We start from the raw sequence: 22,507 nt of genomic DNA on the forward strand, positions 1-22,507 counted from the left end.
CGAATTTGACTGCGGTGTGACAGTCGCACCGCTTTTCTGCGGCGAAACCAATTCCTTCAGGCGGGCTGCATCGGGCAGTAGCGCGCCAGATATTCGCCGTGGCCCGGCATGTGCTGCACCATGAAGCGGATCGATTTCTCGATCTCGTCGAATTCCTTGCGGGTTTCCGCCTGATCGAGCGTAGCGGCCATTGCATTGTGACCGTTCATGGCAATGCCCTGGCCCATCATCACCGCCGCCCAGCTGGTCTCCGTGAACAGCTCGTCATCCTCGCGGAAGATCTGACCGTTGGCCTTGAATAGCTCGATCTTCTCGGTGAGGCTGTCCGGCACACTCATCGTGCGGCAGTAATTCCAGAATTCGGAATCGTCGCGCGTGGTGGCGCTGTAATGCAGGATCAGGAAATCGCGGATGCGCTCATATTCCTTTGCGGTCAGCCGATTGAAACTTGCGGCCTGTGCTTCGGTCACCCCGTCGAGCGAGAGCAGCGCGATCAGCTTGTTGATGCCGGTGTTGATCAGGTGGATGGACGTGCTTTCCAGCGGTTCCATGAAGCCCGCGGCGAGGCCGAGCGAGACCACGTTCTTGTTCCAGAACTTCTTCCGCCGCCCGGTCACGAAACGCAGGTGATTGGGATCGGCCGTCGGCTTGCCTGCCATGTGCCTGATCAGGATATCGGTCGCCTCGTCAGCGTCCATGAAGCTGTCGCAATAGACGTGGCCATTGCCATTGCGATGCTGAAGCGGGACCTGCCATTGCCAGCCCGCCGAATGCGCGGTGGCGCGGGTGAAGGGCGGGGGTGGGCTGCCATCGTCGCGATTGCAGGGCATGGCGACGGCGCGATTGCAGGGCAGCCAGTGCGTCCATTCCTCGTAACCGGTTTCCAGCGCCTGCTCGATCAGCAATCCGCGGAAACCGGAGCAATCGACGAACAGGTCGCCCGCGATCTCCTGCCCGCTCTCCAGCGTGATCGAAGCGACGTGGCCGCTCTCGCCGTCGAGCCGGACATCGTCGACGCGGCCTTCCTGCCGGACCACGCCGCGCTTTTCGGCATAGCGTCGCAGAAAGCCCGCATAGGCTGTCGCATTGATATGATACGCGTAATTGATCGGCGGCAGGTCGTCGCGGCGCATGTCGTCGGTCTTGGCGAATTTACCGAAATAGGCGGCCATCGTTTCGGGATTGAAGACCTGGATCGGGCGATTGTCACCCTGGCTCTTCTGGTGATGCCAGATGTGGTGAAATGTCAGCCCGCCGATCTCGTAGCCGTAATTGCCAAAGGGGTGGATGTAGCTGTCGCCGAGCTTCCCCCAGTTCTCGAACTGGATGCCGAGCTTGAAGCTGCCCTGCACGGCGGAGAGCATTTCCGCCTCGTCGATTTCGAGCAGGCGCTGGAAATCGACGAATGGCGGGATGGTCGCTTCGCCGACGCCGACCGTGCCGATAGCCTCGCTTTCGACCAGCGTGATGGCGACATGCCGCGCCTTGGACAGGCCGGACAGCGCCGCTGCCGCCATCCATCCGGCGGTGCCGCCGCCGACGATCACGATCTTCTCGATTGCCATAACGCCGCTGTCTCCTCGCTCATTCGTTTACTGGCCATACCGGCTTTCGGGAAGGGTGCGCACCGGACGCGGCGCCGCCATCATTGCAAAAATGTTACACTGGCGCGCGGGGAATGTGAACGTTCATATTTTTGTCTTGTGAACGCTCACACCGCTGGTAGGAAACGGGTTCTGGCCTCTTGGGAGAGGTCGCTTTGTGGTGCCGGTCCGTATCGCGTCAAGTGGCGGATCGAAGGGGAGAATACAGTGCGCAAATCCATTTTCACGCCCGCGAATCGGGTCCGCAGCCTCGCAACCGTGTCCAGCCTGGCGCTGTGCGCGGCGGTTTCGAATGTCGCCATCGCGCAGGACACTATCGAGGAGGAAATGGAGGATCAGGCCGATCCAGATCCCACGGATGAGAATGTCATCATCGTCAGCGGCTTCCGCCAGTCGCTGGAAAGCGCACAGGATTTCAAGGAAAACGCCGACACCGTCGTCGACGTGATCACCGCCGAAGACATCGGCGCGCTGGCCGACCGTTCCGTCGCCGAGGCGCTGCAGCGCGTCCCGGGCGTGAACATCAGTCGGTTTGCCTCGCCTGACGATCCCGACCGCTTCTCGGTCGAAGGGTCCGGCGTCATCATTCGTGGCCTGCCCTTCGTGCGTTCGGAGCTGAACGGCCGCGACATCTTCTCGGCCAATGGCGGTCGGACACTGTCTTTCAACGATGTCTCGCCCGAGCTGCTGGGGCGTGTCGAGGTCTTCAAGAATACCACTGCCGACATGATCGATGGCGGCATTTCCGGCACGGTGAACCTGGTCACGCGCAAGCCGCTCGACAATCCGGGTTTCAATCTTGGCGGCACAATCGAGGCGAATATTGGCGATTTGGCCGAAGAATGGTCGCCAGGTTTCTCCGTCCTTGGATCGAACACCTTCGATACGGGGATCGGCACATTCGGGCTGCAACTGGCTTATGCCCAGCAGGAGCTCGTCACCCGCACGGACGCCTCGCAAATTACCGACCCGTGCTACCGCGATGAGGATCTCTTCAGTGGAGGTTGCTTGCGTGCGCGCGATGTTGGTTCCGGCGGCTTCGGCGGGAGCAATTTCGACGAAACCAATTTCCCGCCCGAGAACAGCGTGGTGGTGCCGAAGGGCGCGGGCGTACGCACGACCGAATTGACCCGTGATCGCAACGCCTATTCCGCCGTCGGCCAGTTTGAGAGCCTCGACGGCCGGTTCCTCCTAACCGCCGAATATCTGCGTGCGGATACCGAGGCGACACTAGAGGAATTCGCCATCCTCGCTCTCGTAAACAATGACGCGTTTTTCCCGGTGCCTCAGGACGGAACGAATTTCACCTTCGAGGACGGCATTTTCCAGAGCGGAACGCTGACGCAGAATTCGGGCGGCATTCCCGGCGTCACTGCCGAAACCCTTCGGTTCCAGCAGGAAACCGAAGCGACTACCGAAGACTTCTCGGTCGATGTGTTCATGGAGCTGACGGATCGCTTCCGTCTCAACTTTGAAGGCCAGTATATCAATTCCTCGCTCGATGCGGCGGGCGTCATCTTCGCGATGCAGACCTACGCGGACATCTTCATCGACAATTCCGGCAAGACGCCCGACATTCGTTTCCTGCAGCCGGGCACGCAAGATTCGCCGAGCAGCTATTTCACCGATCCCGCGCTCACTTATTTCTGGTTCCATCTCGACAACCAGATCGACAATGAAGGCTCGCTCTATTCGTTGCGCGGCGATGCCGAATACGATATTTCCGATACCGGCTTCATCCGCAAGGCGCGCTTCGGCGCACGCTGGGCGGAACGCAACCGCGTCACCCGCAACGCCAATTTCAGCAATTGGTCGAACCTTGGCGCACCATGGACGGGTCGCGGCGGGAATTGGAATTGCGGCGATCCGCAGGCCTATGGCTGCGGCGGTGCTTATGCTTTCGATTTCCCCGATCAGGCAATCGTGCTCGACCCTTTCGCCGACAATTTCCAGCGCGGCAATGCCGTCACTCCTATCGGACAGGGCGGCGCCATTTTCTACGGCGGTACCGATAATCTGGTCGAAGCGTATCTGAACGGCTCGCTCGGCGAGGATCTGCAGGACATCAAGGACTTCACCCTGACGCCCGAAGGTCGCCCGCTGATCGATGGCCGGACGCAGCAACAACCCGACGGCGAAGTCGCACCGTGTTCACCGTTCTGCCCGTCCGAGATCGTGCCGGTGGATGAAACGACGAACGCCGCCTATGCGCGGGTCGATTTCGGCCACGACTTCGCGAACGGCATGGAATTCTCCGGCAATATCGGCGTCCGCTATGTCGAAACGAATGTGCGCTCACGCGGACTGGTCGGCTTCATCGCACCCGACTATGTCGACGCGACCGTTCCGGGGACGAATTTCGGCGGTGATGGTGATGGTGTCGCCGAAGTATCGGATATCGAGAACCGGTGCGACAACGTTCCTGACGGCCAGCAGGCTCCGGGCTATTGCAGCCTCTCCGACGAACGCCGCGCGGAATTTGTCGCTGGATTGACCGGAGACGTCTTCACTGACTTCTCGGACGAAACCTACGATCACTGGCTCCCCAGCTTCAACGCGCGCCTCGATCTAGACAATGGGATCGTTCTCCGTACGGCGGTGTCGAAAGGGATTTTCCGGCCGGATCTCGCGGCCTTTCGAACCGGTGGCTTCGTGTTCGACAACACGAACAACCTTGTGCAGGGCGGGACGCAGGATACCGGCCCACTATTCGGCCTGTTTACCGGCAATCGCAGTCTGCGACCGGTCGAAAGTTGGAATTACGATCTTTCAGCCGAGTGGTACTTCGACGATGTCGGCTCTCTGACAGCCGCGTTCTTCGCGAAGGATATTTCCAATCAAGAGATTTCCGGCGCGTCGGTGCAGGAGCTCACTAGTCCTGAAGGGACATCGATCGATGTCATTATCAACGGCCCGGTCAACTCCGACAGCAGCACGCTATACGGTGTGGAAGTGGCATATCAGGACACCTTCGAGTTCCTGCCCGGCCCACTTTCCGGCCTCGGAACGCAGCTGACATACACCTATGTCGATGCGGGCGCGTTCAATAACAACGATATCGGGGCGGAACGCAGTCCGTTCGCGCAGAACCTGCCGCTGACCGGCATTTCGAAGCACACGTACAACGCTGTCCTGTTCTACGAGATGTACGGTTTCTCTGCCCGCGCAGCATACAATTGGCGCGACGAATATCTGCTGACGACCAGGGATGTGATTTTCCCATTCCAGCCGATCTTCAACGAGTCGACCGGGCAGCTCGATGCATCGATTTTCTACGACCTGACGGACAATCTAAAAATCGGCGTTCAGGGCGTGAACCTGCTCGACGAAGTGACACGCACGAGCCAGGTGTTCGATTTCGATCAGACCCGCGTCACGCGCTCGGCCTTCCGCAACGATCGCCGCTTTACCTTCCTCGTCCGGTTCGATTTCTAACGACGTCGGAGCGTAGCACGAACAGGGGATAATGCGGGCTCCGGCACAGCACTGTGTCGGGGCCCGTTTTCTCTTGGCGCGCCTATCGCGCCTGTCTTATCGGGAGCACCACCGTGATGAAATTGGGACGTTTCTTCCGCCATGTTGCAGCCGCCTTAGGGCTGAGTGCAATGCTCACGGCCTGCGGCGGCAGCGACACACCGCCGACGCCCCGCGCGGCACCCGTCGTCGATGCAAGCGGCGAGTGGCAGCTCGTTTGGCAGGACGAGTTTACCGGCGACACGCTGGATCCCGCCTGGAACCGGATCGAGGATTGCTGGGGGGGCGGCAATGACGAGCGGCAGTGCTACACCGGGAGGGCCGCCAATATCGCGCTGGAGAACGGTGTTCTCGTCCTCACCGCTCGACAGGAAAGCTACACCGGCGATGCCTGGCCCGATCACATGAAGCCGGGCCGCGACGATCCCGATGCGCAGAAGACGCAGGACTTTACGTCGGGCAAACTGACCACCGAGGGCAATCGCAGCTGGACCTATGGCCGCTTCGAAATCCGCGCGCGCCTGCCGCAGGGGCAGGGCGTATGGCCGGCCTTCTGGATGCTGCCGGAAGACAGTGGTGAGGGCTGGCCTGTCTCGGGGGAGATCGATATCTTGGAAGCGGTCAACCTCGGTGTCGAATGCGAGGAATGCGAAGCGGGCGGAGAGAATTCGGTCCTCGGCACGCTGCATTACGGCGCGCGCCCGTCGGGCAACGAATACACCAATCGGAAGATTTCCTACCCCGCGGTGCTGGACGATCAATTCCACACCTTCGGCGTGATCTGGGAAGAGGGGCGCTTTACCTGGACATTGGATGGCGAACCATACGGCACGCTGACGGCGGAAGATTGGTGGACCAGCGCCAGCAACGATCCGAACGCGCCGTTCGACCATCCCTTCCACCTGATCCTCAATCTCGCCATCGGCGGCAACTGGCCAGAGAATACCAGTCTTCGCGGCGTGTCGACCGAGGGGTTTCCTAAGCAGCTGGAGGTGGACTGGGTGCGCGTCTGGCAATGCGATGCCGATCCCGCTACCGGTCGCGGCTGTCTGTAAGGGGAATATGCGTGGGCCGCAGGCGGCAATCGGTAACCATCAAGCATGTGGCGGCGGATGCGGGCGTTTCCCTGCAGACGGTGAGCCGCGTCATCAATAACGAGGCCAATGTCCGCCCGGAAATGAAGGAGCGGGTGCAGGCGAGCATCGACAAGCTCGGCTATGTCCCCTCCATCGCCGCCCAGCGCATGAGCGGCTCGCGCTCCTATCTGATCCTCGCGCTGAACGATCGCGAGCGCACGATGGAAAACTGGAAGGCGCGCGAGGGGAACGACTGGGTCGACCAGATGCTGATGGGCGGCATGCTGCAATGCGCCGAGCATGGCTACCGCCTGCTGCTCGAGCTGGTCGACACGCATGACGACAATATCCAGCGCGAATTGAAGGCGACCATCGCCGCATTACAGCCGGACGGCGTGATCCTGACGCCGCCGCATTCGGACAATCCGCTGATTACCGATCTGCTGGAAAAGCAGAAAATCCCCTTCGCCCGCATCGGTTCGCGCGACAATGGCGGGAGCATCTCGCTGACCATGGGCGATAACCGCATGGCCGCGATGGCGACGCGTTACCTGATCGAGAAGGGGCATGAACGCATCGCTTTCATCGCCGGTGCGGAGGAATATGCGCTCAGCCATCGACGCAAGCAGGGCTGGCGCGATGCAATGGCGCAAGCCGGCCTTTCGACAGAAGGCCTGTGCGAGCGGGGCGACTTTTCTTACGCTTCCGGCGAAAAGGCGACGCGCGCGCTGCTGTCCGGCTCGGCCCGGCCCACCGCGATCATTGCCAGCAACGACCAGATGGCGATGGCCGCCAACGCGGTGGCGCACGAAATGGGCATGCGGGTGCCGGGCGACGTTTCCATCATCAGTTTCGACAACACACCGGTTGTGCGCTTCGTGCAGCCGCCGCTCACCGCGATCGACCAGCCTATCGCCGAAGTGACGAGCCGCGCGGTCGATCTGGTGATCGCGGCGCATCGGGGGGACGATCTGCCGGACATGCCGGTGGTGGTCGAAGGCAGGCTGATCGAACGCGATTCGGTCGCCCGCCCGCGTGGCTGACACCTCCATTGTCGATCCGGCGGATGGGCAGCGGACGCGGTTCCTCCTGCTATACGCGCTGGCTGTCGCCGGGGGCGCGGTCGCCTACGTTCCCTTCCTGACGATCCTGCTGCCGGTGCGGGTCGAGGGGGTAGCGGGCGCGCGCAGCATAGAATGGTTGGCCTATTGCGCCTTTGCTGGGGCGATTGCCGCGAGCCTTGCGAATATCGCCTTCGGCTGGCTGTCCGACATCACCCGCAACCGGCGCGGCTGGATCGCGGGCGGGCTGGTGCTGAGCAGTGCGATGCTGCTGGCGCTAACCCAGGCGCGCGACCTGCCGATGCTGATCGCCATGCTCGTTGTCTGGCAGATTGCGCTCAACATGATGCTGGGGCCGCTATCGGCATGGGCGGGCGATGTCGTGCCGGATCGGCAGAAGGGGCTGCTCGGCGGCCTGCTCGCTTTCGCGCCCGCGCTAGGCGCCGTGTCCGGCGCTCTCGTGACCATTCCGGGCCTCGCCGCGCCGGACGAACGGATGGCGATCGTCGCTGCCTTGGTGGTCGCCTGCGTCGCGCCCGTGCTGATCTTCGGCAGGCCCACGCCTTTCCCCGAGCTCATGCAGCCGCATGAGGAGCCACCCTTGCCGGACCCACACCAACCGCGACGGATCGTGGCGCGCATGTGGCTCGCCCGGCTGCTGGTGCAGGTCGCGGAGGCGGCGCTGTTCGCCTATCTCTATCTCTGGCTGCGTTCGATCAGTCCCGAAATCGGCGACAATGACGCCGCAAAGGTTTTCGGACTGGTCCTGTTCCTCGCCGTCCCGGCCACGCTTTCGGTCGGGCGCTGGGCGGACCGGGCGGACAGGCCGATCCTGCCGCTGGCCATCGCTGCAGGGGTGAGCGCGCTGGCGCTGCTCGCCATGGCCGCCGCGCCCGGTCTGACGGCGGCGCTTGTCGCCTATGCCGTGTTCGGCCTGGCCGCAGGCATGTTCCTGGCGCTGCACACGGCGCAGACCCTGCGTGTCCTGCCGAGGCCGCAGCGCCGCGGGCGCGACCTTGGCGTGTTCAACCTCACCAACACCATGCCCTCGCTCATCATGCCGCCGCTGACGCTCGGGCTGGTGCCGGTCTTCGGCTTTGGCGGCCTGTTCATCGCGCTCGCCACGCTGGCCGCGCTCGCCTGCCTGCTGCTCGGCACCACGCGCATTCCGCGCTAGCGCAATCGGCGCTTGCCAAGCGGGGAGCGGCGTGTAGAAATACGCGCTTGATAACGTTCCCATGGGAAGAGGGTTTTGCGATGCGGGTCGGGGTTTCTGTGCGTGCGATGGCCGCTGCGGCGGTGTGTGGTCTGGGGCTTTCGGCCTGTGCGACAGTGCCGGAGGACGGCAACACGCCGGTCGCGGTGGCCACAGTGCAGGGGGAGGACGCCGTCGTCGCCGATATCGTCTCGCGCATGACGCTGGAGCGCAAGATCGCGCAGCTGATCCAGCCGCAGATCAACAGCTTCACGGCAGAAGACATGGAGCGTTACCGCTTCGGCAGCTATCTCAATGGCGGCAATGGCGGGCCGTACGGGGACGAATTCGCGCAGGCTTCCGAATGGCTGCGCCTCGCCGATGAGATGTATGATGCCTCCGTGCGGCCCATGCCCAATGGCGAACCGATCGTCCCGGTGATGTGGGGCACGGATGCGGTCCACGGCCACACCAACGTGCCGGGCGCGACGATCTTCCCGCACAATATCGGCCTCGGCGCGGCGGGCGATCCCGATCTGGTGCGCCGCATCGGCCACGCCACGGCGATGGAAATCGAAGTGACGGGCATTGACTGGAACTTCTCTCCCACCGTCGCGGTCGCGCGCAACGATCGCTGGGGGCGGACCTATGAAAGCTATTCGGAGAACCCCGAACTGGTCGCCACGCTCGGCGCGGCGCTGGTGGAAGGGCTGCAGGGCGATCCCGATGCCCCAGGCTATCTCGGCACCGGCCGCGTGATTGCGACGGCCAAGCATTTCTTCGGTGATGGCGGCACCACGAACGGCGTGGATCAGGGCGACGTCAATGGCGACCTGGCGGATCTGATGGCCGTCCACGCCGTGCCCTATCCCGCCGCCATCGAGGCGGGCGTCGAGACGATCATGGCCAGCTTCAATTCGATCAATGGCCGCAAGATGCACGGAAACGAGCGCCTGCTGACGGATGTCCTGCGCGGGCAGATGGGTTTCGACGGGCTCGTCGTCGGCGACTGGAACGGCCATGGCCAGGTGCAGGGCTGCACCGTCACCGATTGCCCGGAATCGCTGCTGGCGGGGCTCGATATCTACATGGTGCCCGACGACTGGCGCGGACTGATGGAAAACCTGATTGCGCAGGTCAATGACGGCACGATCCCGATGGCGCGCGTGGACGAAGCGGTGACCCGCGTGCTGCGCGTGAAATATCGCGCCGGCCTGCTCGGCCCCGATTCGCAGCGCCCGTCCGAACGCGGTCTCGCCGGGCAATACGAGCTGCTGGCATCGCCCGAGCATCGCGCGCTGGCAAGAGAGGCTGCGGCGCGTTCGCAGGTGATCCTCAAGAATGACGGCGTGCTGCCGATCCAGCCGGGCACGAATGTGCTGGTGGCGGGCAGCGCGGCGCACAATATCGCGCAGGCCGCAGGCGGATGGACGCTTACCTGGCAAGGCGGCGGAGAGCTTTCCAACGACGATTTCCCCAACGCCACCTCGATCTACGACGGCATCGCCCAAGCTGCGGCGAGCGGAGGCGGCAGCGCCACGCTGTCCGCCGATGGCAGCTATACGGCCACGCCCGACGTCGCGGTCGTCGTCTTCGGCGAGCGGCCCTATGCCGAATTCGCGGGTGACGTGCCCGATCTCGCTTTCCGTGACGAGGAAGGGCTGGAGCTTCTGCGCCAATTCGACGCCGCCGGTATCCCCGCCGTCGCCGTTTTCCTTTCCGGTCGCCCGATGTGGGTGAATCGGGAGCTGAACGCCGCCGACGGTTTCGTTGCCTCATGGCTGCCCGGCAGCGAAGGGGGCGGCGTGGCGGACGTGCTGTTCGGCGCGCGCCCGGCAAGCGGACGCCTCAGCTTCAGCTGGCCCGAAAGCTGCGGGGCGACGCCGGTGAACGGCGCGGATGGCGCGCTGTTCCGGGTCGGCTACGGCCGCTCGCTCACCGACACATCGCCGCTGCGCCAGCTGGACGAGGAATGCGCTGCGCTGGAAGCGGGCGCGGGAGCCGACTGGTTCGTTTCGGGCCGCCTGTCCGACGGCATCCGCGTGCGCGCGGGCGAAGTCGACATGGCGCAGATGCTCGGCACGGCCCCGCTGGCGACCATGCGCGGTTACGATCGCAACGCGCAGGAAGATGCGCGTGAAATCACCATTGCCGACAACGGATATATCGAATTCTTCGGTATCGGCGCGGACGAGGCCTATCGTATCGCTTACGAAGTGCCCGAACGGCCCGAAGGCACGGTGACGATCACGTCGGGTACCAGCCGGCTGGACGCGACACAGTACATGGCCATCGCAGCGGGCAAGGGCTGGCGCGAGATGGTCCTGACTGCGGCGTGCCTGCCTGCGCTGGGCAACACCTTGCGGATCGATGCATCGCAGGAATTCACGCTGCGCATCCACACCATCCGCCGCGAGGACGTTGCCGAAGGAACCGATTGCGCTTTCTGAGCGGCAATGACACACCTGCAATTCGCATCGGGGATCGGCGAAAGACCGGCCCTGCATGAGGGGAGTATGTAAATGGCCTTAGCGCCCGACGTCGCCAGCAGCACCGATCCGCGTCCCGTCGTCGATGACGATACGCCGCCGGTGAATGCGCCCGGCCTGCAATATTTCGTTTTCGGACTGTTTTTCATCTTCGGCGGGATCACTTCGCTCAACGATGTGCTGATCCCGAAGCTGCGCGAGCTCTTCACGCTCAGCTACACCGAAGCGATGCTCGTCCAGTTCTGCTTCTTCGCTGCCTACCTGCTGATCGGCATTCCCGGCGCGAAGCTGGTGAAGAAAATCGGCTACATGCGTGGTGCTGTCGCTGGGCTTACCACGATGATTGCAGGCTGCCTGCTGTTCATTCCGGCAAGCCAGACCGCGACTTACGCAATCTTCCTTGGCGCGCTTTTCATCCTGGCAAGCGGCGTGGTGATCGTTCAGGTGGTGGCGAACCCACTTATCAGCCTGCTCGGCCCGCCCTCGACGACGCATAGCCGCCTGACTTTCGCGCAGGCGTTCAACTCGCTCGGCACGACCGTCTTTCCCATCGTGGGCGCGGCGGTGATCCTCGGCAGTCTTGCCGATGTGACAGCGGACCAGCTCGAAGGCGCAGCTCTGCAAGCCTATCGCGCAGCGGAGAGCGAGGCGATCTGGCAGGGCTATCTCGGTGTTGCCGCACTCATCGCGCTGGTCGCGGGCGCGGTGTGGATGTTCCGCAATCGCCTGCCGCACGATGCATCGATCATGGGTGAAGGCGACCTGGTGTCGAATTCGCGCTACCTGATCGGCCTCGCGCTCGTCGTCGCCGGTGCCTTTCTCGCGATCCAGGTCAATGGCTGGCTCGGGGTGCTCGTCATTCTCGCGGCGCCGGCATACTGGCTCTACGACAATCCGCTGTTGCGGCGCACGCGGTTCAGCTTCGGCGCGCTGTGCATCTTCCTGTACGTCGGCGGGGAGGTGGCCATCGGATCGATCGTCATCAATTATCTGCTTCAGGATCAGGTAATGGCGAACGGCGGCCCGTTCACTGCGTTTCTGAATGGTCTCGTGGGGGCAGAGCCCAATGCGGTGGAATGGCTGATCGGTCTTTACTGGGGCGGGGCCATGGTCGGCCGGTTTATCGGTTCGTGGGCGCTGCGCAAATTCAGCCCGGGCCTGATCCTGACCTTCAACGCCATCGGTGCCATTGTGCTGGTCCTCATCTCGACCAACACGACGGGCGAGCTGTCCGGCTATTCGCTCCTCGCGGTCGGCCTGATGAACTCGATCATGTTTCCGACCATCTTCTCGCTCGCCTGTGAGAAGCTGGGGCCGCGCGCGGCGGACGGATCGGGCATTATCAATGTCGCCATCTTCGGCGGCGCGGTCGTGCCGCTGCTTTACGGCGTGGTGGCCGATGCGACGGGCGGCAATCTGGCGCTCGCAATGGTGATCCCGATCGTCTGCTATGCGGTCATCGCCTGCTTCGGCATCTTCGCCCGGCGGCCCGCGACCAGCTAGGCGTTTCATCTCCGACAGGGGAACAGGCAAAGGGGCGGCGGTCTTCGGGTCGCTGCCCCTTTCCTACATCTGCGGTAATGTGCTGGCGTCCGGGCCATGGCTCGACCGTATCATCCATCGCCCCGCTGGAGGGTCACACTCCGCGCCCGGAGGGTGACATTCGTCCTCGAAAAAGGTGACAGTCTTGGCGCGCGCCGGGTGACACTCGGGTGCCCGCAAAGTGACGGTTTGGCCCGCGAAGGTCACACTTTCGCGGCCAAGGTCACAGTTTTGCCTCGGCAAGGTTACAGATCGCCCTTTTTGCTCCTGGACACTGTGCCACTTGTCACACCCCCCGCGCCCTCCGCGCGGGTCAGTCGCGGCGCGCGACCAGTGTCGCCTCAGCGGAGCCGAGGTCCATCAGCACCTGGCTCGCGGGCATGCCGTCGCCGCCGCGATCGACCACGATATGCTGGAAGCCCGGGGAGCGGGCATCGCGGAAGTCCTCCGCATCGGTGTCGAGCGGACTGTCCAGCACGACACGGTAGAAGGCCCGCCGCATGTACTCCGACAGCTCTCCCGCGGTCACCGCGCGGTCGCGGTCGAGATCGGCCTCGCCCCGCAGCGCGTCGCGCAGGATGTGGCTGACATAGCCGCCCGCCTTGTCGCGCTGGGCGACGAGGCTCAGCGTATCGGCGTCCGAGCTGAAGATGCCCATGCGATCGTCGGCGGCATCCACCACCTGGTCGAACCCGCCGGCAAAGCAGGCGTCGATCACCAGCAGCAGCCGTCCGCTGAAACCGTCAAGCATTGCGGTCAGCTCGTGATCAAACAACGCCGCGTCATACAGCTCGAGCGTCTCGGCACTGCCGTCGCGTTCGGTGTCGACGTTCTCGACCTTCTCGCCATGGCCGCTGAAGAACAGCAGCAGCAGGTCGTCCTCCCCCATCACGGCGGAGAGCTCGGTCAGCGCGGCGGCGAAGCGCTCGCGCGTCGCATCGCGGTTGAGGAGCGTAACGCTGCCCGGGGCAAGCACGCCTGCTTCGGCAAGCGCCTCGACGACCTGCTCGGCATCCTGATCGGTCCGGGAGAGCGGGTTCATGCGGCGATAGTCGGCGACCCCGACGGACAGCGCGAACACGCGCGATGTGCCGCTGGCGGGGCGCACGGTGCGCACGCCCTCCGCGGCCTCGCGCACAGCGAGGGTGTAAGCGCCGCGCTCTCCAGGCGCGAAGCTGCTCGCGGCGATGTGATAAGTGCCGTCCTGCGGCAGGGTGAGGGAGAGCAGGCTGTCAGTGCTCGCCTGCGCGCCGCCGCGATCGTCATTGTACTCGCCTCGCCCGCTCGGCAGGTAGACCGTCAGCGCGGTGTCGACCGACTGGGAGGCCAGATCGAAGGTAATGCGCTGTCCGGCGCGCCCGGCAAAGGCGTAGTAATCGACGTGCGCCCCGTCGAAGCCGGTGCCGTCTCCGCGTGCAAGGCTGCCCTCGACGCTTTCGCCAAGCGCGATGGCGGTTGTGTCCCCGGGGGCCGGGTTGGCCGGATCCATCGTGGCGATGCGATAGCGCCCACCGTCGCGATCACCGAAAGCGGTAACGTGCAGCTCGTATCGGCCATCGGCGGGAAGGCGTGCCTCGATCAGGCTGCCAAGGCCCATGGCGTCTGGGCCGTCATCGTTGCGCACTTCGAAGCCGTCGGCCCCGGCCAGGCGCAGCACCGGGTCGAAGTCGTCCGAAGTGAGCGCGATGCGCACATGCTGACCGGCGCGCCCGTCGATGAGGTAGTAATCGCCCTCGTCCTCGAGCGTAGCTTCGATGGCGTTGCCGAGGCGGATGAGGCCGTTGCTGTCGCGCGGCTTGGCCTGCTTCGCCGCGGCATCGGCCATGATCGCGTCCTGCGCCGAAATCGGCATCGCTGCCGTCAGCGCGCCGAGCGCCGCCGCTATGATCAAACCCTTGCGCATCGCATGCCCCCTTACGTCTGCGAGCATCCTGCCCCGAAATGCGTGAACGAAGTCCGAATGCGGCGAACTCAGCTCGCCTCCTCGCTCCAGACCAGCCGCGGCTTGCGCGCTGCCTGCGCCTCGTCGAGCCGGGCACGGGGCGCGTGGTGCGGGGCGGTGGTGAGCGTCTCGTCGCCTGCCTTGGCCCGCTCAGCCAGCGATCGCATGGCGGTGACGAACTGGTCGAGCGCGGCCTTGCTCTCCGTCTCGGTCGGCTCCACCAGCATCGCACCATGCACCACCAGCGGGAAGTACATGGTCATCGGGTGGAAGCCCTCGTCGATCAGCCCCTTGGCAAGATCGAGCGTGGAGAGCCTCTCGCCAAAGCCCTCGTCGCCGAACAGCGCTTCGTGCATGCAGGGCCCGGCATCGGCGAAGGGGGCGTGGAGCACGTCCTCCAGTCGGCGCAGGAGGTAATTGGCGTTGAGCACCGCATCGCCCGCCGCTTGCCGCAGCCCGTCCGCGCCGTGGCTGAGGATGTATGTGAGCGCGCGGGTGAACATGCCCATCTGCCCGTGAAAGGCGGTCATCCGCCCGAAGCTCTGCATGGCACCGTCGAAGTGCTTTTCGGAGAAAGCATCGGCGTTCTCCTCCTCAACAAGATGCACCACGCCGTCCTTGGTGCGCGCCGTGTAGGGGAGCGGGGCGAAGGGGCTGAGCGCTTCGGACAGGACGACCGGGCCGGAGCCGGGTCCGCCGCCGCCATGCGGAGTGGAGAAGGTCTTGTGCAGGTTGATATGCATCGCATCGACGCCGAGGTCGCCCGGCCGCACCCGGCCCATGATGGCGTTGAAATTGGCCCCATCGCAATAGACCAGCCCGCCCGCGTCATGCACTGCATCCGAGATCGCTTTCATGTCGCGTTCGAACAGGCCGCATGTGTTGGGATTGGTGATCATGACGCCGGCAACGTCCGGCCCCAGCCGCGCCTTCAGCGCTTCCAGATCGACGCGCCCGTCCTTGTCGGCAGGGATGTCCTCCACCGCATAGCCGGCAAAGGCCGCGGTCGCGGGATTGGTCCCGTGCGCGCTTTCGGGCACCAGCACCACCTTGCGCGCATCGCCGCGTGCCTCGAGAGCGGCGCGGATGCACAATATGCCGCACAACTCGCCATGTGCGCCCGCCTTCGGGCTCATCGCGACGCCATGCATGCCGGTCAGATCGATCAGCCAATGCGCCAGCTCATTCATGACGCCGAGAGCGCCCTGCACGGTGGAGACCGGCTGGAAGGGATGCACGTCGGCAAAGCCGGGCATGCGCGCGACCTTTTCGTTCAGCCGCGGATTATGCTTCATCGTGCAGCTGCCAAGCGGGAAGAGACCCAGATCGATGGCGTAGTTCTGGCGGCTGAGGCGCGTATAATGACGCACGGTCTCCGGCTCGGACAGGCCGGGCAGCCCGGTGCCGTCCGTGCGTACGAAGCTGCCGAGGCGGCTGGGAAGGTCGGTCTGCGTTTCGGGCAGGTCGACACCGCAAGTCTCGGTCGTGCCGATCTCGAAGATCAGCGGCTCTTCCAGCATCAGCGCCTTGTTTCCTGTGACGGTCGGGTGATCGCCCTCTTCCAGCGAGGCAACGGGCGTGCCGGGCTTCCACCCGCTCTGGTTGATCGGCTTGTTCATGACAGCGCCTCCTCGAGCGCAGAGGCCAGCGTTTCGATATCTTCTTCGGTAGTCGTCTCGGTCACGGTCACGAGCAAGCCGCCGGACAGAGCATCTTCCTGCGGGAACAGCTTGCCGAGGCTTACTCCCCCGAGAATGCCCTTGTCTGCCAGATCGCGAACCAGCTGGCGCGTATCGGTCGGCAGCATCAGCGTGAATTCGTTGAAGAAGTGCGTGTTCAGCACCTCAACGCCCGGCAGCTTCGCCAAGCGATCCGAAGCGATGCAGGCGAGGCGGTGGTTCTCCGCTGCGAGCGCGCGCAAGCCCGCTTCGCCAAGCAGCGTCATGTGGACCGAGAAGGCCAGCGCGCACAGCCCACTATTAGTGCAGATGTTGCTGGTCGCCTTCTCGCGCCGGATATGCTGTTCGCGGGTAGAAAGCGTCAGAACGAAGCCGCGCTTGCCGTCGGCATCCACGGTCTCGCCACACAGCCGACCCGGCATCTGGCGCACAAGCTTTGGGTCGGTAATGGCGAACAGGCCGAGATACGGCCCGCCGAATTGCAGGCCGACGCCGATGCCCTGCCCCTCGCCGACGACGATGTCCGCGCCGAGATTGCCCGGAGCTTCCAGCGCGCCGAGCGCCACCGGTTCGGTATTGACCACGATCAGCTTGGCACCCTTGGCATGCGCTGCTTCGGCGATCTTGCGAAGGTCCGGAATGCGGCCGAGAATATCTGGATACTGGACGACGACGCTCGCCGTGTTCTCGTCGATCCGCGCGATCAGGCCGTCATCGTCGGGCGTTGCGGTGAGGCTGGGGGAGGCACCGGCAATCTCGTCCTCGGTAAACTTCGCCATCGTGCGGACGACTTCGGCGTAGTGCGGGTGCAGCGCGCCCGACAGCACGACCCGCTTGCGGCGCGTCACACGGCTTGCCATCGCCACCGCTTCCCAGCATGCGGTCGATCCGTCATACATGGAGGCATTGGCGACCGCGCAGCCGTAAAGGCGCGCGACCTGCGTCTGAAACTCGAACAGCATCTGCAGCGTGCCCTGCGCGATTTCCGGCTGGTAGGGCGTGTAGGCGGTCAGGAATTCGCCGCGCTGAATGATGTGATCGACAGTCGCGGGCACGTGATGCTTGTAAGCCCCCGCACCCAGGAAGAAGGGCGCATCCGCAGCGGCCAGATTGCGCTTGGACAGCCGCCGCATGTGTTTTTCGACCGCCATCTCCGTCGCGTGATGCGGCAGGCCTTCGATCGGCCCGTCGAGATACAGACCCGGCGGCACATCGGAGAACAGGGCATCGACGTCCGGCGCGCCGATAGCGTCGAGCATTGCGGACCGGTCGGTTTCGGTAAGCGGGAGATAGCGCATGTAGATGTCCTTCACCCTTCTCGGCGCGAGAAGGAAGCTAGATCAAAGTCCGTCGCAGAACGCCTTGTAGGCCTTCGCGTCCATCAGGCCTTCGAGCTCGTCCTTGTCCGCGACGGTCAGCTTGAAGAACCAGCCCTCGGCCTCGGGCGCGGTGTTGACGAGTTCGGGCTCTGCCTCGAGCGCGGCATTGCCTTCCAGCACTGTCCCACCGATCGGCGCGTAGACATCGCTTGCCGCCTTCACGCTCTCCACGACGGCGGCTTCCGCGCCCTTGGCGAGTTCGGTGCCGGTCTGAGGGACTTCGACGAAGACGACATCGCCCAGCTGTTCCTGCGCGTAATCGGTGATGCCAATGATGGCCGTTTCACCATCGACCTCGATCCATTCATGCTCTTCGGTGAAATAGCGTGCCATCTGTCAGGTTCCTTTGCGGTGGTATTTGTGCGGGACGAAGGGAAGGGCGACAACGGTCGCCGTCAGGCGGCGGCCGCGCACTTCGATGTCGAGCGCAATACCTTCTTCTGCATGTGCGCTTTCGACGTAACCCATGGCGATCGGGTGGCCGAGCGTGGGCGAGAAGCCGCCGCTGGTAATGGTGCCGACATGTGTGTCGCCCGCGTAGATCTCCGCGCCTTCACGCGCTGGGAGCCTGCCTTCCAGTGCCAGGCCGACGCGGCGCTGCGGACAGCCACCCTTCTCCAGGCGGACGAGGCAGGCGGCATGGCCGAACCAGCCGCCGTTTTCTCGCCGCTTCTTGCTCAGTGCGAAGGTGAGCCCTGCACTGACCGGATCGGTTTGCGTCGAAAGATCATGCCCGTAGAGCGGCAGTCCCGCCTCGAGACGGAGGCTGTCGCGCGCGCCGAGCCCGGCGGGCTTCACCCGATCATCAGCGATCAGGGCATCGGCGAGGCGTTCGATATGGCTGGCAGGCACGTTGATCTCGAACCCGTCCTCACCCGTATAGCCTGCGCGGGCGATACCGACGATTGCGCCTTCCCATTCCAGGCCGGTGCCCTGCATGAAATACAGATCGCTCGCGGCATCCGGGAACACCGTCTCTAGCGCCTCGGCCGCCTTTGGCCCTTGCAGCGCCAGCAGACCGCGATCATCGAGATGATTGAGCGTGATCTCGTCGGGCAGGTGCTCGCGCAGCCAGGCGATGTCGTCCCACTTAGTCGCGCCATTGACGACGAGGTAGAACTCCTCGTGCCCTTCGCGCGACATGTTGGTGACCATGAGATCGTCGAGAATGCCGCCATCGTCGTCCAGCAGCAGCGTGTAGCGGATATTTCCGGGTCGCAGGATGGAAAGGTCCGCAGGCACCAATGCCTCCAGCGCCTCTCGCGCGCCTTCGCCGCTGACGGTGAGCTGGCCCATATGACTGACGTCGAACAGGCCGGCGCTGCTTCGCGTCCAGTCGTGTTCGGCGACGATGCCCTCATACTGGATCGGCATTTCATAGCCCGCGAACGGAACCATGCGCGCGCCATGCTGGCGGTGCCACGCATCGAGCGGGAGCTGCGCGGGCGGCTGGTCTTCGGTATCGGCTTCGCTCATCGGCAGGCATCTTTCGGCACGGGGCACGGCTCGGCAAGGTCCGCCCATCGGACCCTTTCGCCATGCCCCCTCTGTCTTGGAGACCTGAGAGATTCCGGCGCGGCCATTCGGCGAACGCCTTACTCCTTCGGTGGTGCCCGCCTGCGATAGGCGGCCACGCTTTCCAGAGAGCCCGTGCCAGATCCGCGGTCCGGTGGCCTGAGAGTTTCCGGGGCGGTTGCTCCTTCGGCGTCCCCGGCCTGGCGACCGAAGAACTCTCCCGCGAATCTGTCGGATGCCGAGACACCCGCCAAGCCGCATCGCTGTGCTGCAAAGGCGTGTTTCGGTCAATGCCGGGATCGAATGCGAAAGCGTATTTGGTCCCAAGGCAGAGCGGCGAATCGGAATGTTGCGCGACGCAGACTTAATGCGAACGCGAATTTCTTTCCGAGCCCAATTCGGCGACGTTTGCGCCGTTTAAGAAATCGAAACCATTGCATTACGCACAATTCCGGAAATCGGCTTTTCGGCGGCTGGAACCGCATGGTTAACAAAGTCGCAAGACAGGTAAGGAAATTAACCAGGTTTCGGAACGTCGTCCTATTCCGCCCCTCGCTAGGGAAGTCTCGTAGAAAAAGTGAACGCACCTGAACGGGGACAGGACATTAACATGGTCCACACATTTAACTTCGGAGCCGCCGCGATTGCGATCGCTGCCGTGCTTGCTGCGCCTGCCGCGGCGCAAGACGCAGCGGACGCGAGCGGTGCAGAGGCTTCGACGGTCGATGCTTCCGCAGAGCAGTCCGGCCGCGTCACGGTCCGCGCCGCAGACCTCAACCCCCGCTACGGCGACATCGATGCCTTTTATGGCGATATCGACGCCTTCTGGGACGATATCAGTCCCTTCTACGGCGACATCGATGCTTTCTGGGACGACATCAACCCGTTCTGGGACGATATCAGCCCCTTCTACGGCGACATCGACGCATTCTGGGGCGATATCGATGCTTTCTGGGACGACATCAGCCCGTTCGACAAGGCGAAGCTGGCAGAACTCGGAAACTTCTGGGCGACCACGGCAACGCAGTTCCGCGAGACCGAAACGGCCTGGTCCCAGCTTGCCGCCGACGCCGACAATGCCGTCCTTGCCAATGATGTGCGCACGAAGCTCGACAGCCTTGTCGCCACGTCGAGTGCGCAATGGGGTGCATCGGTTACGGCCAAGACCGGGCAGAGCTTCCAGCAGGGCTTTGTCGATACGATCTTCGCCAAGCACCAGATCGACCCCAACGATCCGGCGAGCCTCGCCGCGCTGACCGCTCGCGAGCGTGCCGCATTCTTCGTCGACTGGCACGATACGCTGATGCAATATGCCGGCATCGATCACGTCGATCACTGGATGGGCGCGATCAACTGGACCCCGTCCATCACGCAGATCCAGGGTTCCACCGGACGCTCGGTCATCGGCATCCTCGATTCCACGGTGACCGGCTCGGCCGACCTTGCCGACAATGTCATCAGCTCGACCGGTCACGACGGTTTCGTCGGCGGCCACGGCGCGGGCGTTGCAAGCCTTATGGTCGGCGCGCATGACGGCCAAGGCGTGATGGGCATCGCGCCCAATGCCCAGGTCATCGCGCACAATCCCTTCGATGCGACGAACAGCGCGTCCTGGACGGACGTGCGCGACGGCATAGTCCAATTGACGCAGCACGGTGCCAGCATCGTGAACCTGTCGCTGGGTGAAACGGGCAAGCCGTTTTCCGGCGAATGGCGCGGGGTCTTCAACGATCCGACCATCGCCGCCAATGCCGGCAACACCGTCTACGTCCTCGCCTCCGGCAATGAAGGCGTTGCGCAGACCGACGATATCGAGTGGGGCGGCGCGTTCGACACGTCCTTCATTCTCGTCGGCTCGGTTTCGCCCGATGGCACGATCTCGGCCTTCTCCAACACGCCGGGAGACGCATGTCTCTTGAATGCGGGCGTGTGCGGCGAGGGTGACGCGTTGATGAACCGCTTCATCGTCGCGCCGGGCGAAATGATCTTGGTCGATGACGGTCACGGCGGTCTAGTCCGTCGCAGCGGCACGTCCTTCTCTGCGCCGCTGGTGTCCGGGGCGATCGCCCTGTTGCACGACCGCTGGCCGTGGCTCTCCCAGCATCCAGATGAAAGCGTGGAAATCATCCTGCGTTCCGCGCGCGATCTCGGCGCGCCGGGTGTCGATCCGATTTACGGCGCCGGCATGCTCGACGTGCTGGCATCGCAGTCGCCGCTCGATTTCAATGATATGTATTACAAGCTCTTCCAGCGTTCCGGCTTCTATTTCTACGGCCGGAATGTGAGCGCCACGACGCTGTTCAACATGGGCGTCCCGGCTTGGTGGGAAACGAACGACGTCTTTTTCACGCTCTACGAAGATGTCGGTGACACCTACCGCGATTTCTCGGTCCCGATGTCCACTTACACCATGGGCAAGCGGACCAACGCTCTTGGCGGTGGCTTCCAGCGCCTTCAAGATTTCGTATCCTCGCGCTTCGCCACCTGGATCCATAGCAAGGGTGCCGACCGTAATGGAAACGGACGCGCCGGGTTCAGTCAGATCCGCACCGGCGGTGAGCGCAGTGCCGGCGACTGGTCGATCCGCTATTCCGCAGCGATGCCGCGTTTGGTCGAAGACGGCTCGATGGCCCCGGTCCACGCCGCCGCCTCGATCACCGATCCGAGCAATCGCTTCTCGCTCACCATGGGCCATGGCCAGGGCGCGATGGCGCTGTCGGGCAGTCGCTTCGGCGTCATCAGCGATTTCGATCGCGACGAAGGCGGCGTGAACCCCGTTCTGGGTTTTGCTTCGGGCGAGTTCTTCACCTCTGCCAGCCTCGCTTTCAGCCCCGATACGCAGCTGCGCCTCGGCTATTCCGAAAATCGTCTGGACTGGCGCGACATCAATACCAATGATGTGACGCAGCGCCTGTATCAGCGTGAGCTTGGCGCACAGAACGCACAGGCCATGACGGTCGATCTGGAGCAGCGCGTCTCGGATGCGGTGTCTCTCAACCTGCAGTATACGCGCCTTCGCGAAGACGACGCACTGCTAGGCGCGCAGACCGATCTCGACCTGTTGCTTGGCGATGGATCGCACACCGATGCGCTGACCGTTTCGGGCACGGCGCATCTCGCGGACAATCTGCGCCTCGACATGTCGGCCACCGCCAGCCGGACATCCGCTGCCGAAGGCCAGATGCTCTCGACCGGCGACGCCATCCGAAGCTCGGCGGGCCAGATTGCGCTCACCCGCTCGAACCTCTTCGCCGAAGCCGACAGCTTCCGCATCGCCGTCGGCCAGCCGCTGACGATCGAGCAGGGATCGCTCGATCTGGACACGCTGCAGGTGGTCGACCGGGAAACGGGCGAGACCGGACGCGTCACGCAGTCCATCGGCATCGAGACGAAGCGCCGCATGCTGGGTGAGCTCGTCTACGCGACGCCGGTGCTCGAAGGCGCCGGGGAGCTCGGCTTCTTCGGTCGCTATGTCAGTGAAGGCAGCATTAGCGACGATGACGGGCTGATGCTGGGGATCAACTTCGGAGTGCGCTTCTAAGCGCATCGCA

At 63.9% G+C, this 22,507-nt stretch carries 13 protein-coding genes and 1 riboswitch; of the genes, 7 read left to right on the forward strand and 6 right to left on the reverse strand.

All coding sequences use genetic code 11. The features are described from left to right. Window positions 1–56: 56 nt before the first annotated feature. A complete protein-coding gene (locus D6201_RS11335; RefSeq protein WP_120049377.1) occupies window positions 57–1,565 on the reverse strand; it encodes a tryptophan halogenase family protein in 1,509 nt (502 codons plus the stop codon). A gap of 246 nt (window positions 1,566–1,811) precedes the next feature. Here D6201_RS11335 and D6201_RS11340 point away from each other — a divergent pair, with 246 nt between their 5' ends. The 6 genes from D6201_RS11340 (at window position 1,812) to D6201_RS11365 (ending at window position 12,402) form a co-directional block, all read left to right on the forward strand. After that, window positions 1,812–5,039 carry a TonB-dependent receptor gene (locus D6201_RS11340; RefSeq protein WP_242447530.1) on the forward strand — a complete coding sequence of 1,076 codons (3,228 nt, stop codon included), beginning with the start codon at window positions 1,812–1,814 and terminating at the stop codon, window positions 5,037–5,039. A 116-nt stretch (window positions 5,040–5,155) separates the two neighbouring features. Beyond that, window positions 5,156–6,133 carry a glycoside hydrolase family 16 protein gene (locus D6201_RS11345; RefSeq protein ID WP_242447531.1) on the forward strand — a complete coding sequence of 326 codons (978 nt, stop codon included), beginning with the start codon at window positions 5,156–5,158 and terminating at the stop codon, window positions 6,131–6,133. Window positions 6,134–6,144: 11 nt separating this feature from the next. Beyond that, entirely contained in the window at window positions 6,145–7,197 is a 1,053-nt protein-coding gene (locus D6201_RS11350; RefSeq protein WP_242447532.1) for a LacI family DNA-binding transcriptional regulator, read from the forward strand. After that, complete coding sequence (locus D6201_RS11355) at window positions 7,190–8,392, forward strand: MFS transporter (protein ID WP_242447533.1); 1,203 nt, start codon at window positions 7,190–7,192, stop codon at window positions 8,390–8,392. The genes D6201_RS11350 and D6201_RS11355 overlap by 8 nt, the downstream gene beginning before the upstream one ends. A gap of 47 nt (window positions 8,393–8,439) precedes the next feature. After that, on the forward strand, window positions 8,440–10,860 hold the full coding sequence (locus D6201_RS11360) for a glycoside hydrolase family 3 protein (RefSeq protein WP_242447534.1): 2,421 nt from the start codon (window positions 8,440–8,442) through the stop codon (window positions 10,858–10,860). 72 nt (window positions 10,861–10,932) lie between these two features. Continuing rightward, window positions 10,933–12,402, forward strand: coding sequence for a sugar MFS transporter (locus D6201_RS11365; protein ID WP_120048882.1), 1,470 nt, complete (start codon window positions 10,933–10,935; stop codon window positions 12,400–12,402). 352 nt (window positions 12,403–12,754) lie between these two features. On the opposite strand, the gene D6201_RS11370 is transcribed toward D6201_RS11365, so the two are convergent. The 5 genes from D6201_RS11370 to gcvT form a co-directional block, all read right to left on the reverse strand. Continuing rightward, window positions 12,755–14,344 (reverse strand): pre-peptidase C-terminal domain-containing protein, encoded by a 1,590-nt coding sequence (locus tag D6201_RS11370; protein WP_165853548.1) that lies wholly within the window; start codon window positions 14,342–14,344, stop codon window positions 12,755–12,757. Window positions 14,345–14,412: 68 nt separating this feature from the next. Beyond that, window positions 14,413–16,002 carry an aminomethyl-transferring glycine dehydrogenase subunit GcvPB gene (gene gcvPB, locus D6201_RS11375; RefSeq protein ID WP_120048884.1) on the reverse strand — a complete coding sequence of 530 codons (1,590 nt, stop codon included), beginning with the start codon at window positions 16,000–16,002 and terminating at the stop codon, window positions 14,413–14,415. After that, window positions 15,999–17,360, reverse strand: coding sequence for an aminomethyl-transferring glycine dehydrogenase subunit GcvPA (gcvPA, locus tag D6201_RS11380; protein ID WP_120049380.1), 1,362 nt, complete (start codon window positions 17,358–17,360; stop codon window positions 15,999–16,001). Before gcvPA ends, gcvPB begins: the two co-directional genes overlap by 4 nt. A 42-nt stretch (window positions 17,361–17,402) precedes the next feature. Then, a complete protein-coding gene (gene gcvH, locus D6201_RS11385; RefSeq protein WP_120048885.1) occupies window positions 17,403–17,774 on the reverse strand; it encodes a glycine cleavage system protein GcvH in 372 nt (123 codons plus the stop codon). 3 nt (window positions 17,775–17,777) lie between these two features. After that, on the reverse strand, window positions 17,778–18,917 hold the full coding sequence (gene gcvT / locus D6201_RS11390; protein WP_120048886.1) for a glycine cleavage system aminomethyltransferase GcvT: 1,140 nt from the start codon (window positions 18,915–18,917) through the stop codon (window positions 17,778–17,780). A gap of 176 nt (window positions 18,918–19,093) precedes the next feature. Then, window positions 19,094–19,189: riboswitch (glycine riboswitch) on the reverse strand. A 377-nt stretch (window positions 19,190–19,566) separates the two neighbouring features. On the opposite strand from gcvT, the gene D6201_RS11395 reads away from it, so the two are divergent. After that, window positions 19,567–22,497, forward strand: a complete 2,931-nt coding sequence (locus tag D6201_RS11395) for a S8 family peptidase (RefSeq protein WP_120048887.1) — start codon at window positions 19,567–19,569, stop codon at window positions 22,495–22,497. Window positions 22,498–22,507 lie beyond the last annotated feature (10 nt).

The sequence above is a fragment of the Aurantiacibacter aquimixticola genome (genome assembly GCF_003605475.1).
GTDB classification, from domain to species: domain Bacteria; phylum Pseudomonadota; class Alphaproteobacteria; order Sphingomonadales; family Sphingomonadaceae; genus Alteraurantiacibacter; species Alteraurantiacibacter aquimixticola_B.

What these genes read in the sequence shown, in the direction of transcription:
- D6201_RS11335 (WP_120049377.1), bottom strand. Translation starts at nt 1,565, where the DNA reads ATGGCAATCGAGAAGATCGTGATCGTCGGCGGCGGCACCGCCGGATGG.
- D6201_RS11345 (WP_242447531.1), top strand. Translation starts at nt 5,156, where the DNA reads ATGAAATTGGGACGTTTCTTCCGCCATGTTGCAGCCGCCTTAGGGCTG.
- D6201_RS11365 (WP_120048882.1), top strand. Translation starts at nt 10,933, where the DNA reads ATGGCCTTAGCGCCCGACGTCGCCAGCAGCACCGATCCGCGTCCCGTC.
- D6201_RS11370 (WP_165853548.1), bottom strand. Translation starts at nt 14,344, where the DNA reads ATGCGCAAGGGTTTGATCATAGCGGCGGCGCTCGGCGCGCTGACGGCA.
- gcvPB (WP_120048884.1), bottom strand. Translation starts at nt 16,002, where the DNA reads ATGAACAAGCCGATCAACCAGAGCGGGTGGAAGCCCGGCACGCCCGTT.
- gcvPA (WP_120049380.1), bottom strand. Translation starts at nt 17,360, where the DNA reads ATGCGCTATCTCCCGCTTACCGAAACCGACCGGTCCGCAATGCTCGAC.
- gcvH (WP_120048885.1), bottom strand. Translation starts at nt 17,774, where the DNA reads ATGGCACGCTATTTCACCGAAGAGCATGAATGGATCGAGGTCGATGGT.
- gcvT (WP_120048886.1), bottom strand. Translation starts at nt 18,917, where the DNA reads ATGAGCGAAGCCGATACCGAAGACCAGCCGCCCGCGCAGCTCCCGCTC.
- D6201_RS11395 (WP_120048887.1), top strand. Translation starts at nt 19,567, where the DNA reads ATGGTCCACACATTTAACTTCGGAGCCGCCGCGATTGCGATCGCTGCC.